A 17,195-nucleotide genomic window follows, 5' to 3' on the forward strand; every position below is an offset into this window, starting at 1 on the left:
TATTTTCACAAGAGGAGTCAGGGTATATAAAAATGCAAGATGAAAAAAGCAGGATATCAAAGAGCATAAGTGTAGTATTGGCTACTTATAATGGTGAGCGATTTATTGTTGAACAATTGGAATCATTAAGGAATCAGACATTACAGGTAGATGAAGTACTGATATCAGATGATGCGTCTGCCGATAATACAGTTGAACTTATAAAAGAATTTATCAGGCAACATTCTTTACATAATTGGCGGATATCAGTGAACAGGCCCAACAAGGGGTATGTTCGGAATTTTATGGATACGATAGAAATGGCGTCCGGAAAATATATATTTCTTTGCGATCAGGATGATATATGGGTAAATACAAAAGTTGAGATCATGGCCGGGGTGATGCAGGAAAACAAAGAAATAAATGTACTTTTAGCAGAATGTGCAAACTTTTCCGGGAAATATAATTCTGACGAGGCAATATTTTATCAGAGCTGTAATCCCAAAGATTATGATCTTAGGGTCCGGTATATACCTTATTCTAGCACTAACCATATTTTAAAGGGTTTGGGCTGCTGTATGTGTTTTAAAAAGGATTTTTTCAATGAGATCAGAGAGTACGGTGTTTTTGAGATAGGACATGACTTATATTTATGGGGCTTTGCAAATTTTATGGATAGCACTTATAAAATAAATTTTTGCTCTATTTATCGCAGATGCCATGATACGAATACATCCTGGCACGAAGTGAAGACTTTGGAAAAGCGGGTGAAATCATGCGCACAATGGAAATTATATTATGAAAGCATTTTAAATCTGCTTCTTTCGGAAAAAGAAGAAAGTAAATCTGCAGGCGAGAAGAAAAGATATTTAAAAAAGGCAATTCAATGCAATGATTTGCGTTATCAATTTCTTACGAAGAAAAATATATTTATATGGCTTTACTATATGCTTTTTTTTCAGAAATACAACAATAATTATAAAGTGGGTTTTTTAGATCTTTACCTTGCTGTAAAAAAGAAGTGGGGTAAATTGTAAATGAAAAACCAAAATCAAACCAACTATTTTCTGAATTACCTAAAAGGCCTTGCCTGTATGGGAATTGTATTAATCCATTGCCGCTTTCCTTCGGTTCCCGGTGCGGTAATATCTGCTTTTGCAAGAACCGGTATTCCTTTCTTTTTTATGCTGAGCGGGTATTATACATTCTTTGCAGATAAGGAAACAACCCTTGTGGTTACCGGGCGAAGGATTAAGAAAACATTACAGTTACTGGTGGCGGCCATGATCTGCTATATCGGCTGGCGCTTTCTGCCGAAATTATTAAGCGGCGGCATAGCAGAAGCGATGGAATGGCTGAGCCTGGCAATCTTTCAGAGTCAGAATATATTCGATTTTCTGCTGTTTAATGTAACCGATTCGATCAATGGAGTACTGTGGTATATTCCCGCAGCGTTATATGTTTATCTGTTGTTTGGGATTCTGGTAAAGATATTTGGAAAACGGTACTTTGTTCTTTATTTAACCGCAAGTATTTTACTGATTGTGAATCTGGTACTTTGTGAGCTGGGAACCGTATTGGGATTTGGTATCCATTTGAAATGGTACCGGAATTTTCTGCTTACAGGTTATCCGTTTTTTATGCTGGGACATTATCTTCATAACAAAGAAAAAGATATTCAGTTGATAAAAAATAAAAATATTCCCCTCTTAATTTCAGTGTTGGGAACGGTAATGATTATAATGGAAAGCCGGTTCGTGGGCAATGTATTGTTATATACCGGAAATGTAGTGTTTATTACCGGACTTTACCTTTATGCAATACAAAACGGGAACAGCAAAAAAGGAACGTTAATAGAACAGATTGGTTCTAATCTATATTTGTATATTTATATTAGTCAGGTTGCTGTCATTGAAGTGGTGGGAAAGTTCTGGGAACGGATACCGTTTTTTGCAGGAGATTTTGGTCTGTATGCGAAACCGGTTCTGGTACTTGGACTTGTAATTCTTTTTTCCGCCTTCTTACATTTTGCACAGTTGAAAAATCCATATAAAAAAATGAAAGGATAGGAGGTATCTTCCGTGACAGATATCCATGCACATATTTTACCCGGTCTTGATGACGGACCTAAGACAGTGGAAGAGAGTATCGATATGATATATACGGCTTATGAAAATGGCACAGACAGGATCATCGCAGCCAGCCATGGAAACTGTTATCCTTATTCCACGGTAGATTATTATGAGGTTTTGGAATATCTGCGAAAGAAACTGAAAGGTTATCAGATTCCAGTAGAAATATTACCGGGAATGGAGTTGTATTTCGATGATCACTTATGTGAGAAGCTGGACCGCAAAGAAGTGATCACGATGAATCACGGCAGTTATGTTCTCTTAGAGTTTGATTTCCGGGAACGGCCGGAGCAGGTTAACCAGGCAATTTGTCAGATACAGGCAATAGGGTACCGGGTTATTCTGGCACACCCGGAACGGTATTATTTTATGCAGGATAATCCGGAATTTATTTATGAATTAATAAAGCAGGATTGTGCAATGCAGATTAACAAAGGAAGTCTCTTTGGAGAGTTTGGGACATATGCAGCGAGGCTGGCATATGCAATGCTCCGCTCCAATCTGGTACAATTGGTGGCTTCCGATGCACACGGTTATGCCGGGAGAACTATTTCCATGGATAGAATCCGGAGGTTCTTGATAAAAGAATTTTCTGTGGAATACGCAGAATTACTTTTGGAAAAAAATCCGGACCGCATTATTAATAATGAAGAGATACAAACCTTACAGCCGCATCATTTAACGTTTATATAGTACAGAAAGAGGAGATACATATTATGAAATGGATTAAAAGATTCATTATATTGGCTTTTATCATTTCTCTGGGTTTTGGTGTATATGAGGTATATCAGATGCAGAAGAAGCGGGATGTGACCGGTCCGGATCTTATTTGTGAAAATGAGGAAATATCAGCTTCCATTGAGGCGGGGAATGAAGAACTGATGAAAGGGATTAAAGCCATCGATGAACAGGATGGAGATGTTACGGATTCATTGCTGATTGAGAGTATTGAAAAAGATCAATCAGGTGCTGATAACGAATTTATGATTTCTTATGCGGCATTTGACCATTCCAATAATATTGGAGCTGTAACGAGAAAACTGCATTATACAGATTATCACAGCCCAAGGTTTTCCATCACCAGTCCCCTTCGTTTTTCTAAAAATGAAGACATATCTCTGATTCAGTATGTAAAAGCAGATGACTGTCTGGATGGTGATATCAGTCCGTTCATCAAAATTGAAGGAGAAGATAAATTTGATGAAGATCCTAAAGCGGGAATCTATGACTGCACACTTCAGGTGACTAACAGCGTAGGGGATACCGCCGCCTTGCCTGTAAAAGTGGAAATCTATGATGACAGTTATGAGGAAAGAAACTTTGTTCCTAAGATTATGTTAAAGCAATATGTCATTTATCTTTCAAAAGGTGATGCTTTTGAGCCAACGGATTATCTGGATTATGTATATGACCAGATGACCCTGAGTATCGATTTTGGTCCTATGGTAAGCATGAAAGTGAACGGGAAAAAGAAAGAAGTCACAGAAGCAGAAGCAAAAGAGAAGTCTGGAAAATGGATTAACATTTCCCGAATAAAATACGCATCCAATGTTGATACCGGAAAAAAGGGTAATTACTCTGTCGTATATACTTATACCACAGACAGCCAGGAGTATACCTGCAATGCGGAGCTTCTGGTGGTAGTAGAATAGGAGGAAATTATGGATTATGACAATCGTCAGGAGGAAATAAAGGATTCCGGAATCGATTATATATCGATAGGACGGACATTGCTGAAAAATATTCCGTACATACTGATGCTGGCATTTACCTTTGGAATTTGTTTTTTCGGGATCTGGAACCGGATCAGACCGGACGTGTATGTATCCAAAATGAACATGGTTGTAATATCCAGAGATAATACACTCAGTTCCTTAGGGGATTATAACATAAACAATGTGGTGGGAAGATGTGTCAGCTCCCTGAACAGTGATGTTTTGGGCAGCCGTGTCCGGGAAGAGCTTGACTGCAGCAAACTTCCCGGAACGATACAGGCAAAAAGTGTAGAGGGCTCCAACATGATTCTGCTGGAAACCAGGGCTTTATCAGCAGAGGCTTCCTTTCGGATGATGTCTGCTGCTTTAAAGAATTATGCTAAGGTATCCTCCTATCTGACAGGCGGATACCTGATGGAGAAAACCGGTGCGCCCCTGGCAGCGAAGATTACCCGTGAGTCTAATAATGCCATGGCAATTTCCATAACCATTTTTATATTTGTGTTCTTAATGGAAATAAGTATGATAGGCATTGCCAATATATTCAGCGGGAGAATTCAGAACGCCACGCAGGCAAAGAAGCTGATAGACGCTGACTATCTGGGTGAAATACACTTTGAAAATAAATACGCAAAAAAGAGTATCTTACTTTCCAATCCTACGGTCAGCTTTACTTATTCTGAAGAAATGAGTAAAACTGTAACGATGCTGCTGCGTAAGCTGGAAAAAAGCCGGGATAAAACTTTCATGGTAACCAGTGTTATGGAAAATGAAGGAAAATCTACAATTGCTGCAAACCTTGCACTAAAACTGGCATCCAGAGGGAAAAAAGTACTTCTGATTGATGTAGATATGAAGAAACCTGCATTGTATCGTATCTTAGACCGGGAGATTCCCAAGGGGAGGGATATTGTCTCGTATCTGGAGGGCAAAGCATCCTATGAAGACGTTATTTTCCGGGAAAAAAATGATCTGGTTAACTATTGTTTTTCCACAAAAACCATGATCGAAAGCGATATCCTCTTAACAAATGAAAAAGCAAAAGAATTGTTAAAAAGAGCAGAAGAAGAGATGGACTACATTATACTGGATGTCCCTCCAGCCGGAATCATCAGAGATGTGGAAGTTCTGGCTTCTATCATTCCACAGACAATTTTAGTGATCAGGCAGAATATGGCAAAGGCCAGAAATATCAATGACATCATTGATCTGTTAGAACGGGGAGGGACGGAAGTTACCGGGTTTGTGTTAAATGCGGTTTGTTCCAGAGTTGTCGGCAGGGCAGGAGCGAAGGCATATGGATATAAGAAATATTATGGAAGATATGACAGAGGTCCGGCGAATAACCATGACGTGAAGGTGAGGAATTAACATGCAGCTATACAATGATAAAATAGACATCATTTATGATGACGATAAAATTCTGGACGTGAGAAATTTTATTGATAATATGTGGAATGGATTGAAGCGTTGGAAAATTCTGCTTCTGCTTGTCTTTCTTATGACTTCAGGCGGAATAGTTGCAGTTAAATCGTGGAATTATACCCTGCTTTATCAGGCAAAACTGACATACGTGGTGACGAAAACAGGAGATGCAGCAACAGATGTGGTGATCACAGGGCGGCTGAGTGCATCGTTTCCGGATATTCTGGCAAATACCGGTTTGTCCTCTGATATAAAACAGAAGATGCAGATTAAGGAAGAAAAGCTGCCCGGGAGCATCCGCATGTATAATACCAGTTCCTCTAATATGCTAAATGTAATGATAACTTCTGCGGATTATAACCAGGCAAATGCAATGATGGAAGCTTTCCAGGAAACTTATCCGGTATATGCATCCAAAAATGTTGGAACGGTAGAGTTAAATGTAATCGATTACACCCTGGCAACAGAGAACCCAGTGAATCCATATCCACAGTTAAAGTACATCCTTATGGGTATTCTGTCCGGAGGCTGCTGTGTATTTGTTCTTCTGGTATGCTATGCCCTCACAAGAAAAACAATCCGCAGAGAGACGGATATGAAAAAAATTGTGAATCTGGACTGCCTGGCGTACATTCCGAAAGTGAAGGAGAAGAAGCGGACCAATAAAGAAGTACGCCATATCTTAATATCGGACAAGAAGGTTTCCTATGATTTCCGCCAGGCCATAAGGTCCATACAGTCCAGAACTGCAAAACACCTGAAAGAAGAGAATGCCAAAATCCTGATGATCACCAGTTCACTGCCAAGTGAAGGCAAGACAACATTTGCGGTGAATCTGGCTCAGGCTATGGCAGATGAAGGAAAAAGAGTGGTTCTGGTTGACTGTGATCTGAGGCATCCTTCCATCGGCACGATGCTGGGAATAGAGAGCAGTGGAGAAGGCTTGCAGGATGTTATAGAAAATAAATTGGAATTAGAGAAGGCAGTTAAAAAGTACAGGGATCATATTATGGTTTTGTGTGCCGGAAAAGCAAGGGAAGATACTGAAAATGTTCTTTCCAATCCCCGTTTTCAGGAAATTCTGGATTCTTTGGGCAGTGAATATGATTATGTGGTCATAGATACGCCGCCGGTTTCTTTTTTTACAGATGCATCTATGATATCCGAGTATGCAGATGCCGGAATATATCTGGTGAGACAGGATTATGTAGAAGCAAGGTACGTGCGGGAAGGCATGGAAATGCTTGCAAATTCAGAACTAAAGCTGGTGGGTTACGTTTTAAACTATGTGGAAGCAGGGTTCCTAAAGTACGGATATCACAACTATTATTATGGAAAGTCTTACCGTTATTACAAACAAAAAGTATCGGATGGGGAAAATTAAAGATACAGATCGGATTTAGAATACAGATGCAAAGGAGGATGTTATGAAAGCGATCATTAATTTCGGTAAAGTGCTGGAAACCATGTCAGCAGAATTAGAAAAAGTTCCCTTTTCCTTTCTGATTATGGTGTTGTCAGCTGTTTTATTGTGTATTGCGGTTTATTTTACCGCAGCGCACCTGCATATCACCGATACTGCTAAGATAAAGGTTCGGAATATCTCCGTAATCAGTATGCTGCTTCTGTATCTAGGGATCATACTCAGCATTACACTTTTTACAAGAGTACCGATGAAAGAAGCGAAAGTGAATCTGATTTTATTTGATGAAATATTTCGTGCCGGATATCCCAACAGGGCGATCGTCCGGATATTTGGTAATATCCTTCTTTTTGTACCAGTGGGAGTTTTTATACAGTTAATCCGATCCGGCGGAAAGAAGAAATATTTTTTACTCCTGGTGATTCCTCTTTGCAGTCTTTTTATTGAGACTATTCAGTTCCAAACCAGGACAGGTGTATTTGATATAGATGACCTTGTTTGCAACACCTTAGGGGGATTTCTTGGATTTGGTTTGGCGATGTTCTACCGCTATGTATTTTCAAAAGGCAGAAAATTTAAAATATTAATCAGGATTGTGCTTGTCTGCTTTACTTTATGCGTGTTTACGGGGATGGGCGGGTTTGGAGTCTATCATACGTACCGGGTTATGGGGAAGAACAGCCTGCTGCAAAAGAACACACTGAGCAAGGCCCCCACACTGGAAAAAGAAAGTGAGGATGCCAAAGGTAAGCAAGATGGTAAAAATGAAGAGCAAGCGTATGATCCGTCCTTATACTACCATGATGGAAAAGCATATCGTTACCAGGAAAACGTAATCAACATTTTATGTATGGGTATCGATAAGCGCACCCAGGAAATAGAAACCATACCGGGAATATCCGGGAAAGGTGGACAGGCGGATGCTGTTTTTCTCCTTTCCCTGAATCCGGATACCCGAAAAATGAAAATATTTGGTATTTCGAGAGATACCATGACTGCAATTAAAAATTATGATTACGAAGGAAATTATCTTGGTGAAGAAAAGAATCATCTGGCCCTTGCCTATGCATATGGGGATGGTTCTGAAAAATCCTGTGAAATGATGAAGGAAGCTGTTTCAAAATTAATGTATAACCTCCCGATTCATGGATACGCTGCAATTAATCTGGAAGCTGTTTCAAAATTAAATGATGCGGTAGGCGGCGTTACGGTAACCATACCGGAAGATATGGAATATGATGACCCGGCATTTCAAAAGGGAGCGAAAATCACCCTGACCGGAGAACAGGCTATGAAATTTATCCAAAGAAGGGATATTACTAAAAGCGGCGGCAATGGAATGCGTATGCAGAGGCAGAAAACATATATATTGTCATTTTTAAATGCAGCAAAAGGAACGATCAGAAAAGACCCGTCTTTGCCGGTTAAGCTTTATCAGGAGCTGTCTAAAAATATGGTGACAAACCTTGGGCTTGATCATGCAGTTTACCTGGCAACCCTGATGCTGGATACTAATTTCAGCGGGGACGACATTCAGATGCTTCCCGGTAAAACAGAAAAAGGAACTTATTATGAAGAATTTCATATAGACCAGGATCAGTTATATGATGTAATACTCGATAATTTTTACGCGGAGGCAGAAACCGAAACAAAGAACAGCGGCGGTGATGGAAGTTGAATAAGAAGAAAAGGGCAGGTTTAAAGTGGCTCATTGTGGGAATTGCAGCATTTTTACTGGCAGGGTTATGTATTGGTTTTGCGGTAAACAGACAAATGCAGAAGCTGGCTGCTGCGAAACTCTATGAGTATGCTGCGGTAACGGAAAGCGATGCTGAAGAAGAAGGGACTAAAAACCAGGACGAGAAGGATTCGGTAAACAAAGACAATAATCCAAAAGAAACAGATTCGAAGTCTCCCTCATCCACCGATACAACAACAGATCAGCCAACGGACCTACCGGTAAATATTGTGAAGATACAAAAAGAAATGCCGGATGTCTATGCGTGGATAGAGATACCGGGTACAAAGGTAAATTATCCGGTTGTCCAGCGAAAAGATGACAATAGCTATTATCTGGACAAGACACCGGACGGCAGTGCCAATATAGAAGGATCTATTTTCAGTGAAGATTATAATAGCAAAGATTTTATGGACCCTGTAACAGTTTTATACGGACATAACATGAAAAACGGAGATATGTTTGGGGAGTTACGCCTTTTTGAGGATAAAAGTTTTTTCGATGCCAACCGGGAGATTTATATTTATATGAAAGATAAGAAACTGACTTACCGGATATTTGCGGCAGTGTTATTTGACAACCGGCATATTATGAAAAGTTATGATTTTTCAGGCGATGAGTCCTTCTTTCCCTTTCTAAAAGAAATCATGAATATCCGTGATATGAGAAGCAATACTGACGAGAATACTGCACTCCTTCCAACCGATAAAATTCTTACGTTATCAACCTGCCACGGGATGGGAAGTAATTACAGATTTCTGGTCCTTGGGGTAATGCAAAATGATTAGAATATTCGCTGCAGCAGCTGCAGCTGGTGCACGGATACGAAAGGATGTAGAGATGAAAAGAACAGTCAAAACCCTGGCAGCCTGGATATCTGCCATAATAATTTCCTTTTGCTTCGTCAATTTATTTATATTCATCTATTTTCATCAGCCTGGGTGGATCAGCAGATCGGAATCAGCTACCAGTGCAATTTGGAATCCCGGTTCCTTTTATTCCAATGCTTTGGAAGGCTTTGGAATCGGAAAAGTGGATGAGAATGGGTATATCAACCAGTATCCGATTGCCAGGGACAACTATATTCTGGTGATGGGATCTTCCCATACACAGGGAAAGGAAGTTCCAATAGGTGAAAGATATACCGATCTGGTGAACGGGAAGATTACAGGAGAGCCCAGGGAATATATCTATAATATCGGCACGGACGGACATTATATGCCGGATCTTTTAAGACATTTTTCGGCGGCGGTGAAAGAGTTTCCGAATGCCAGAGGGGTTGTACTGGAAGTCTTTAATACCGATTGTGACATTCAGACTTTAGAAAAATGTCTGGATCAGATTCCGTATAATAAGGAAGAAAACGGACCCGCTATCGCGGAAAATATATCCGGAATGCAAAAGCTGGCGATTACAGTAAAAGAAAATATGCCGCTGCTGAATTTATTACAGCAAAAACAATTTGCAGATTTTAAAATTGATTTCAGCGGGGCATTTGGTATTCATCAACAGGAGCAGGAAACGGAGACGCAGGATAAAAGAAGTAACGTTTACCGCTATAAAGAAATATTGGATCAGATATTTACGAAGATGAAAGAGGAATATCAGGGTAAGATATTCATTCTATACCATCCCATAGTAAAAATAAGCGGTGACCATATGGAAGTAACCTGCGATGATACTTACCAATATTTTCAGCAGGTCTGCAAAAAACAGGATATTCAGATCATCGATACCGGGAATGCATTTTTGGAAAGCTATGAGAAGGAGTATTGCGTTCCCTATGGTTTTAACAACACTTCGATGGGTGAAGGGCACCTGAACAGGACAGGGCATCGGATTCTTGCAAAAGAACTATACAATGCTTTGAGTCAAGCAAATCTGATTTCTTGTGAGGATAATTAACTATGGGATTTATATCAATTCAGTTTTTGATTTTATTTAGTGTAACCATCATTTTGTTAATGATTACGCATGAAAAGAGACAGCATAACAAAATTCTGCTGGCCAGCAGTTACATATTTTATTCCTATCTGGATGTGAGATTTTTAATTTTACTAATCCTGCAGACCTATGTGACTTATATTGCAGGGAAAAATATAGCCAGGGAAAATAAGAATCCTGCAAAAAGGAAAACAACTCTATTTATATATATTGCTTTTATGTTAATTATTTTGGGATTTTTTAAATATTATCATTTTTTTACAGAATCATTCCTGTCTTTATTTCAGATAAAAAGCAATGTACAGCTATGGAAAATAGCAATGCCACTTGGGATTTCCTTTTACACATTTCAGGCAATCAGCTATGTGGCGGATATCTATAAAGAGGAATTAAAGCCGGCAGATTTCATATCCGTGGCACTGTTAACAGGTTTTTTCCCCAAGATCTCAACGGGACCGATTGTGAAGAACAAACAGTTTCTTCAGCAGATCAATGAAAAAAGGCAGATTACAAAAGCAAATGCAGAGGCAGGGATACAGATTGTACTTTTCGGAATATTTAAAAAGTTTGTGATAGCGGACCGGTTGTCTGTATGTGTGGATGCAGTCTTTCAGGCTCCGGCGGCCTACAGTGCGCTTTCTATTATATTTGCGGTAATCTCTTATTCCATTCAGATATATTGTGATTTTTCCGGTTATTCCGATATGGCTATCGGAATTGCTAAGATATTGGGATTTGAGATCCCGCCCAATTTTAATATTCCATACATATCGAAAAATTTATCAGAGTTTTGGAAGCGCTGGCATATCAGCCTGTCTTCCTGGCTTATGCAGTATTTGTATATTCCGCTGGGCGGAAACAGGAAAGGAAGAGGGCGGACTTATTTAAATCTGGTGATAACCATGACTTTGGGTGGGCTTTGGCATGGAGCTAACTGGACTTATATTGTATGGGGGCTGCTCAATGGATTTGCTTTGGTTCTTCATAAAAACTATTTAACCTTTAGGAAGAAGCATCCTGTCAGAGTTGAAAATAAGGCGATGCAGGGGGTGGGTGCTTTCGTATCCTGGCTGCTTACCTATGCTTTTGTCTGCGTCTGCTGGATATTTTTCCGGGCAGACTCAGTGGAACAGGCAGTCCTCATATTGGGCAGGATTTTCTGCTGGAAACCGGGGATAGATTATATTTACATATATACGATTATATTTGCCCTGATAATGATTATTGCAACACTGATTGCTAAATTCAAAAATCAGGGAAATGGATTTTACAAACTGCTTCCTATGGACAAGTTTTCATCAAAGGTACTCATATGTATTTTAATTTGGATCCTATTAAGCTTATTTTATCCCGGAAATACAGCATTTATTTATTCCCAGTATTAAATTAGTAAGGCCATTGGGTTATCTGCCTGTCATAGAAAGTAAAACATTTATATCTGTGGCAGTTTTAGATAAATAGAAAGCGTTAAAAAACGCTTCAGGAGAGGAGGAGTGAAATATATTGTGCACATCGACAGAAAAAACTTAAGAAAAGAATTAAAAATACTTTTATTGAAAAGGAGGATTTGGCTATGAAACAAAAAATGGCAGTCATTTTAGTTGTCTGCATGCTGCTGATGACTGGAATGCAGGTAAATGCCAGCGGCATAATTCACAGTGTCTCAACAGGTATCGGGGGCATTGTAAGCGCCAGCTCCGACAGAGGAACCGTAAGCTTGTCAGATAAGTTTGATGATCCGGAAATACAAAGTGAGGTGGATAAGATTAACGAAAATCTGAATAAGAATCTGGCGGAAGCACTGGGAAAGGATGAACTGGAACTTTATAACAGTAAGACAAAGGTTATTTCCCTGGAGAAGCTGTCTGATTACAAATTCCTGACGAAAATAAGCAATTTAACAATTCAGGCGGATCCTATGCCATCCAGTGAAAACCCGGTCAGCATTGACCTGGTATGCAATAGTATTACATCAAATATTCAGGTTTATGTGCTGCATAAATGTGAGGAGCATGGATGGGAGTTATTAGATACCACAACGAATGGGAATATTGCAAGTGCGGTCTTTCATTCGGCATCACCGGTGGCATTGGTATATCAGGAAAAGGAACAGGGAAAAAGCGAAGAGACTGGTGTTTCCCCGAAAACAGGTGAAAATGGAAGTGAGCTCATTGCAGTTATAGCAGCTATTATATTTATGGGACTGGGAACGTATGCCGTCTTCCGCAGTAAAAAAAGCAGCCAGTATTGATCATTCCGGCAGCAGGAATTTCCATCAAAGCTTTGGAGCTTATATTTACAGGGTAGTCTGTCAGAATAGCAGCATCGTGGATAGGGGGGAATACATTGAGGTTTAAAAATAGGATAACAAGAATGATAATACTCGTTTTATGCTTTGCTGTATGTCTCACTGCTAATCCAATTTGGAAGCAGCAAGTGGAAGCTTCTGCAGGGCTTACAGGAGATGTGTCAATTCCGCCTGAAGTAACTGCAGAGCCTGAAACAGAAACACAATCCGAATCCGGAAAGCAGGAAAATTCAGAGACGCAGGCACAAACTGAGTCAAAGGCACAATCAGAGACACCGGCAGAGAATGAAAAGCAGGCAGAGACAGGAAAACAGACAGAATCTCAGCCAGAAACGCAATCTCACACAGGAACAGAATCCCAGGCACAATCAGAATCGGAAAGTGAACCACCCGGCAGCGATCAGGGAATGCCGAAACTGGATAACAGCAATTTTAATCCGGAATCTATTCAGGCAGCCGGAATAAAGGATCAGAATTTTGCCCAGGCAATTTATGATTCTATTATGGCAGATCCTGCAAACTTTCTGAATGGAAATACATTGGAGAAAAATAGTTTTTCAACGGTTGCAGATTTATTAAAGTCTTATACCGGAACTATTTATGCAAGCAATAAAGAAATTAGAGATATACAAGGTATCTCTATACTGAAATCATGTGCGAAATGGGATATTTCCTATAATCATATTGTGGACATCAGACCCCTGTCCATATCAAAGGCGGTTATTGAATCAGATGTAACACCGGAAGAACAGACCTACTATGGAATTTTTGGACGGTCCATGGAGGTAAATGTATATGGTAATCCCATCCGCAAGTATCCTCTTTGGGTGGGAGGAAGATTTAATCTACAGCCTCTTTTGACAGAAAACGTTGTGAAGCTGGATGATGAAGTTCTGAAGTATGTCGTGGATGGAACAGAAAACTTTGCCGGAACATATACAGTGCCTCTCTCATTTTATGCAGGAGATGACCATGTCAATATCCGGGAAGACAGCATTAAGATCCGGGAATTGGACGGGATATCCACAGGAGCGCAGGTTTCCCAGCAGGGTGGTAAAATTGAAAGCCTTCAGCTATCGAATATTTTGGGAAGCGGAAAACTGTTTATCACCCTGGGAGCAGCAAATGATTCCAGAATGAACTGGTTTGTTATAACCGATTCCGGATTTGATGACGTGCAGTCCAATGCATCAACTCTTTCCTGGAGAATACCCTTTGAAATTAAAATGTATACAAAAGTTGAGAAAGGTACCGTCAACACTACTCACAAGATCTCCCTTATCAAAACGGGACAGGATGACGGTAAACCGAAAGCGGGTGCAAAATACGTCCTGTATCGGAAACAGGGAGATAATCCGTCTCCGGAATCGGATATTGTGACAGGAAGTTATATTACCGATGCAAACGGGAGAATTGATGTAGAGGGACTGGAGGTAGGAGACTATTATTTTTTAGAAGACAGTCCGCCGGGCGGATATGACAAAAATCCGATGCCTGTCGCTTTTTCTGTACGTGACGGTAAACTGAAAATCAATGGAAGAAGCGGCAGCATAATTGATACGGGAGAGCTGCAGGGAGTTCAGGAATTAGAAGACGGGTCATTTGTCCTGGGCGGCGATGATACGGATACTATTGATTTGGAAATTATACCTCCGGAAGGGGGAGATCTGGAATCAATAACCCTGAAATGGACTGCGGGAAATCACAATGGGAAAGCAGGTATGATTACCTATATTGTCGGCAGCGGCGAATCAACGGATCCGGCAGTTGCATATGTACCGGACAGAGCGGCAGCTAAGGCGGCGGCAGAGGCAAAACTTGCAGAAGCGCGGGATTTATATCAGAATGTATCCGTTGCAGCAGCCTTTACCCAGCACCTGACAGCAGAGCAGCAGGACCCCTTGCATCCCGTCGATGTATCCTTAGAAGTATTAAAAAAATTAAAATACCCTACAGGAAAAGAAATTACGGCTATTCCGGAAGGAATGTTTGAGTTTTCGTTGAAAAACGATCCGGCATATCCGGCAACACCCGCATTGGCGTCACCGCTAATTACAGTAAATGAAGCCGATGGAACAGCAAAATTCGGGACCATCAGTCTGGGAAGTGAGATTACACAGGATACCCTGAAAGAAGGAGCGTTCTATGTGTATCATTACCTGATTACCGAAAAAGATAACGGAGATCCCAATTATATATATGACACGAATGTTTATGCAGCAGCAGTTGCTATTGGGAAAGCCGAAGGTACAGACAGCCTGGAAGTGAAAAGCATTACTTATACATCCGCCGATGGGACAAGCAATACAGATCATGTTTTATTTGTCAATACTCTGATAGCAGTTCCTTTTCAATTCTACAAAGTGGATGGAAATGATCATAGTAAACCTTTAAGCAATGTGAAATTTAAACTTTACAGCTGTTCTGCAAAACATCAACAGGATACACAACACGATGAATTGGTAACGAATGAACCGGGAAACTGCTGGACCGAGAGAGATACAGTGGTAAGTGACCAGAATGGACTGGTAGACTTTGCAGATGTTCCAAGCGGTGATTATCAGCTGGCAGAGGTTCAGACCAATCCGGGATATAGTCTGCCATTGGGACAGTGGCGTATTCATGTGGATGTGACCAACAAAGAGAATCCCATAACCATAAAAGCAGCAGGAGAACCATTGCCCCCTGCATTTATAAAGGAAATCCAGGGCGATAAAGTAATATATAAATTGCCTAATTTTAAAAACACAGAACTGCCGCTTGCAGGAGGCAGCGGAACACTGCTCTTCTCTGTGACCGGAGTTGGCATAATAATGCTGGCTGTATTTCTGTTGGTTTTTACTGGCAGTAAATCAAATAACAAGAAAAGGAGAACCAGAATAAAATGAAAAAAATGATAAAGAAGATGAGTGCAGTTTTTATGGCAGCAGTTTTAACAACTGGTATGTTTGCTGTTTCTGCAGCAGCAGCCGGTAATAATACTGATCTGCCGGAGGCCACAGGCAGCCTTACCATCCATAAATATTTAATGGATGACTTAACAGATGCAGATACACCTGGAAACGGAAATGAGACCACAGATATACCGGCATCCGCAGTACCTTTAAATGGAATTGAATTTGAAATAGTAAAATTAAAGATTACACTGGATGCGGATGGAAATGCGGTATCCTCAACTGATGGAAAAATCCCCACAAATGCATCGGAAGTTACAGAGGATATGTTAGATAAAGATACAGCACAGACGGTTATCACATCCGGAACAGATGAAGATGGTAAAGATCTGGGTATTGCAGCAATTGACAATCTGCCAAGAGGTTTTTATTATGTAACCGAGCTTCCAAGTGAAAAGGTAGCAGAACCTGTCGCACCTTTTATTGTAAGCGTGCCTATGACGAATCCGGAAGGTAACGGGTGGATTACCGATGTTCATGTTTATCCCAAAAATGAAAGTGCAGACATTGATAAATATGTGACTAAAGTTCCCAACAAACATGAAACTTCGGATACCCACGGCGGGAAAGTAACCTGGATTATTCAGCCTTCCGTACCGACTAATGTAGCAGCAGCGAAAAAATATGATATTACCGATGCACTGGATGGTGTATTAAAGTACGTGGCAGATTCCGTTAAGGTATATGGGGTAAAAGACAGAAGTACGGAGACAGGCAGTGAGGGTGAAGTTTTGATTCCAGCCGGGAATTATGATGCCTCAGAAACAACCCAGAGCAATATAAAAGTCAGCTTTACTCAGACGGGACGCCAATATCTTGCAGACAGCGGATATAAATTTATAAGAGTTGTATTTGATACAACTCTGACGGAAGACGCTCCGATGCAGACCGAGATTAAGAATGGTGCCAGGCTGGATTATAAAAATCAGTTTGACCAGGATAAGAGCTATGAAGTTCTGCCTGAAAATAAGCCGGAAGTCCATACCGGAAAAATTGGTATTATGAAAGTAGACGCAAATGATCAGGAAACGAAACTTCCGGATGCCAAATTCGCCATTGCAGCCAGTTTAAGCGATGCAAAAGATAAAAAATACATCAGGGATGTAAACGGAAATGACATTATCGTAACCACAAAAGCAGACGGAACGGCTGAATTTTTAGGGTTTGCTTATGGAGTAACCGGTGATAAAGTTACGGAAGATAACAAACCTACTACCTATTATTTAGTAGAAACACAGGCACCGAATGGTTATAACCTTTTAAATGAGCCAATCAAGGTAACGGTAAATCCTGCCGGGATTGAGAATACCGGCTGTATTGCCCAGGTAACCGTGAAGAACAGCAGTGCATTTATACTGCCGGTAACCGGTGGAATGGGTACCACAATCTTTACGGCAGCAGGTATCGGATTCATTGTATTGGCTGTCATACTGCTGATACATTCCTTTAAAAAGCGTAAAGTAAATCATTAATATCTGATCAACAAGGTTTGAGGGGGAAGGACAGCTTCCCCCTTTCATTGTAAAAAGATACCGTAATTCAGCCTGCAAAGTAGTCAGCGCAGCCCGCTGCGTCTC

General features: G+C 40.5%; 13 protein-coding genes. All 13 read left to right on the forward strand.

Annotated elements, in window-relative coordinates:
- Positions 1 to 32 precede the first annotated feature (32 nt).
- Positions 33 to 1,016 (forward strand): glycosyltransferase, encoded by a 984-nt coding sequence (locus CD03_RS35790; RefSeq protein ID WP_197041625.1) that lies wholly within the window; start codon positions 33 to 35, stop codon positions 1,014 to 1,016.
- Positions 1,017 to 2,048: an acyltransferase family protein gene (locus tag CD03_RS0104745; RefSeq protein ID WP_027292647.1), complete on the forward strand. Its 1,032-nt coding sequence runs from the start codon at positions 1,017 to 1,019 to the stop codon at positions 2,046 to 2,048.
- Between the two features lie 12 nt (positions 2,049 to 2,060).
- Positions 2,061 to 2,804, forward strand: coding sequence for a tyrosine-protein phosphatase (locus CD03_RS0104750; protein ID WP_027292648.1), 744 nt, complete (start codon positions 2,061 to 2,063; stop codon positions 2,802 to 2,804).
- A 23-nt stretch (positions 2,805 to 2,827) separates the two neighbouring features.
- Positions 2,828 to 3,763 (forward strand): hypothetical protein, encoded by a 936-nt coding sequence (locus CD03_RS0104755; protein WP_027292649.1) that lies wholly within the window; start codon positions 2,828 to 2,830, stop codon positions 3,761 to 3,763.
- 9 nt (positions 3,764 to 3,772) lie between these two features.
- The gene (locus tag CD03_RS0104760; RefSeq protein WP_027292650.1) at positions 3,773 to 5,197 is read left to right on the forward strand and encodes a CpsD/CapB family tyrosine-protein kinase; all 1,425 of its coding nucleotides are present in this window, start codon (positions 3,773 to 3,775) and stop codon (positions 5,195 to 5,197) included.
- Between the two features lies 1 nt (position 5,198).
- Positions 5,199 to 6,635, forward strand: coding sequence for a polysaccharide biosynthesis tyrosine autokinase (locus CD03_RS0104765; RefSeq protein ID WP_027292651.1), 1,437 nt, complete (start codon positions 5,199 to 5,201; stop codon positions 6,633 to 6,635).
- Between the two features lie 43 nt (positions 6,636 to 6,678).
- Entirely contained in the window at positions 6,679 to 8,352 is a 1,674-nt protein-coding gene (locus CD03_RS35795) for an LCP family glycopolymer transferase (protein WP_052377668.1), read from the forward strand.
- Positions 8,349 to 9,200 (forward strand): class B sortase, encoded by an 852-nt coding sequence (gene srtB / locus CD03_RS0104775; RefSeq protein ID WP_052377669.1) that lies wholly within the window; start codon positions 8,349 to 8,351, stop codon positions 9,198 to 9,200. The genes CD03_RS35795 and srtB overlap by 4 nt, the downstream gene beginning before the upstream one ends.
- On the forward strand, positions 9,193 to 10,317 hold the full coding sequence (locus tag CD03_RS0104780; protein WP_027292653.1) for a hypothetical protein: 1,125 nt from the start codon (positions 9,193 to 9,195) through the stop codon (positions 10,315 to 10,317). The genes srtB and CD03_RS0104780 overlap by 8 nt, the downstream gene beginning before the upstream one ends.
- Positions 10,318 to 10,319: 2 nt before the next feature.
- A complete protein-coding gene (locus CD03_RS32440) occupies positions 10,320 to 11,741 on the forward strand; it encodes an MBOAT family O-acyltransferase (protein WP_052377670.1) in 1,422 nt (473 codons plus the stop codon).
- Positions 11,742 to 11,929: 188 nt separating this feature from the next.
- Positions 11,930 to 12,607: an LPXTG cell wall anchor domain-containing protein gene (locus CD03_RS0104790; protein ID WP_027292654.1), complete on the forward strand. Its 678-nt coding sequence runs from the start codon at positions 11,930 to 11,932 to the stop codon at positions 12,605 to 12,607.
- Between the two features lie 95 nt (positions 12,608 to 12,702).
- Positions 12,703 to 15,552, forward strand: a complete 2,850-nt coding sequence (locus tag CD03_RS0104795; protein WP_156042781.1) for a SpaA isopeptide-forming pilin-related protein — start codon at positions 12,703 to 12,705, stop codon at positions 15,550 to 15,552.
- A complete protein-coding gene (locus CD03_RS0104800; RefSeq protein WP_027292656.1) occupies positions 15,549 to 17,090 on the forward strand; it encodes a SpaH/EbpB family LPXTG-anchored major pilin in 1,542 nt (513 codons plus the stop codon). The genes CD03_RS0104795 and CD03_RS0104800 overlap by 4 nt, the downstream gene beginning before the upstream one ends.
- Positions 17,091 to 17,195: the final 105 nt, after the last annotated feature.

The organism is Robinsoniella sp. KNHs210 (genome assembly GCF_000686105.1).
GTDB lineage: Bacteria > Bacillota > Clostridia > Lachnospirales > Lachnospiraceae > Robinsoniella > Robinsoniella peoriensis.

What these genes read in the sequence shown, in the direction of transcription:
- CD03_RS0104745 (WP_027292647.1), top strand. Translation starts at nt 1,017, where the DNA reads ATGAAAAACCAAAATCAAACCAACTATTTTCTGAATTACCTAAAAGGC.
- CD03_RS32440 (WP_052377670.1), top strand. Translation starts at nt 10,320, where the DNA reads ATGGGATTTATATCAATTCAGTTTTTGATTTTATTTAGTGTAACCATC.
- CD03_RS35790 (WP_197041625.1), top strand. Translation starts at nt 33, where the DNA reads ATGCAAGATGAAAAAAGCAGGATATCAAAGAGCATAAGTGTAGTATTG.
- CD03_RS0104800 (WP_027292656.1), top strand. Translation starts at nt 15,549, where the DNA reads ATGAAAAAAATGATAAAGAAGATGAGTGCAGTTTTTATGGCAGCAGTT.
- CD03_RS0104755 (WP_027292649.1), top strand. Translation starts at nt 2,828, where the DNA reads ATGAAATGGATTAAAAGATTCATTATATTGGCTTTTATCATTTCTCTG.
- CD03_RS35795 (WP_052377668.1), top strand. Translation starts at nt 6,679, where the DNA reads ATGAAAGCGATCATTAATTTCGGTAAAGTGCTGGAAACCATGTCAGCA.
- CD03_RS0104765 (WP_027292651.1), top strand. Translation starts at nt 5,199, where the DNA reads ATGCAGCTATACAATGATAAAATAGACATCATTTATGATGACGATAAA.
- CD03_RS0104760 (WP_027292650.1), top strand. Translation starts at nt 3,773, where the DNA reads ATGGATTATGACAATCGTCAGGAGGAAATAAAGGATTCCGGAATCGAT.
- CD03_RS0104790 (WP_027292654.1), top strand. Translation starts at nt 11,930, where the DNA reads ATGAAACAAAAAATGGCAGTCATTTTAGTTGTCTGCATGCTGCTGATG.
- CD03_RS0104780 (WP_027292653.1), top strand. Translation starts at nt 9,193, where the DNA reads ATGATTAGAATATTCGCTGCAGCAGCTGCAGCTGGTGCACGGATACGA.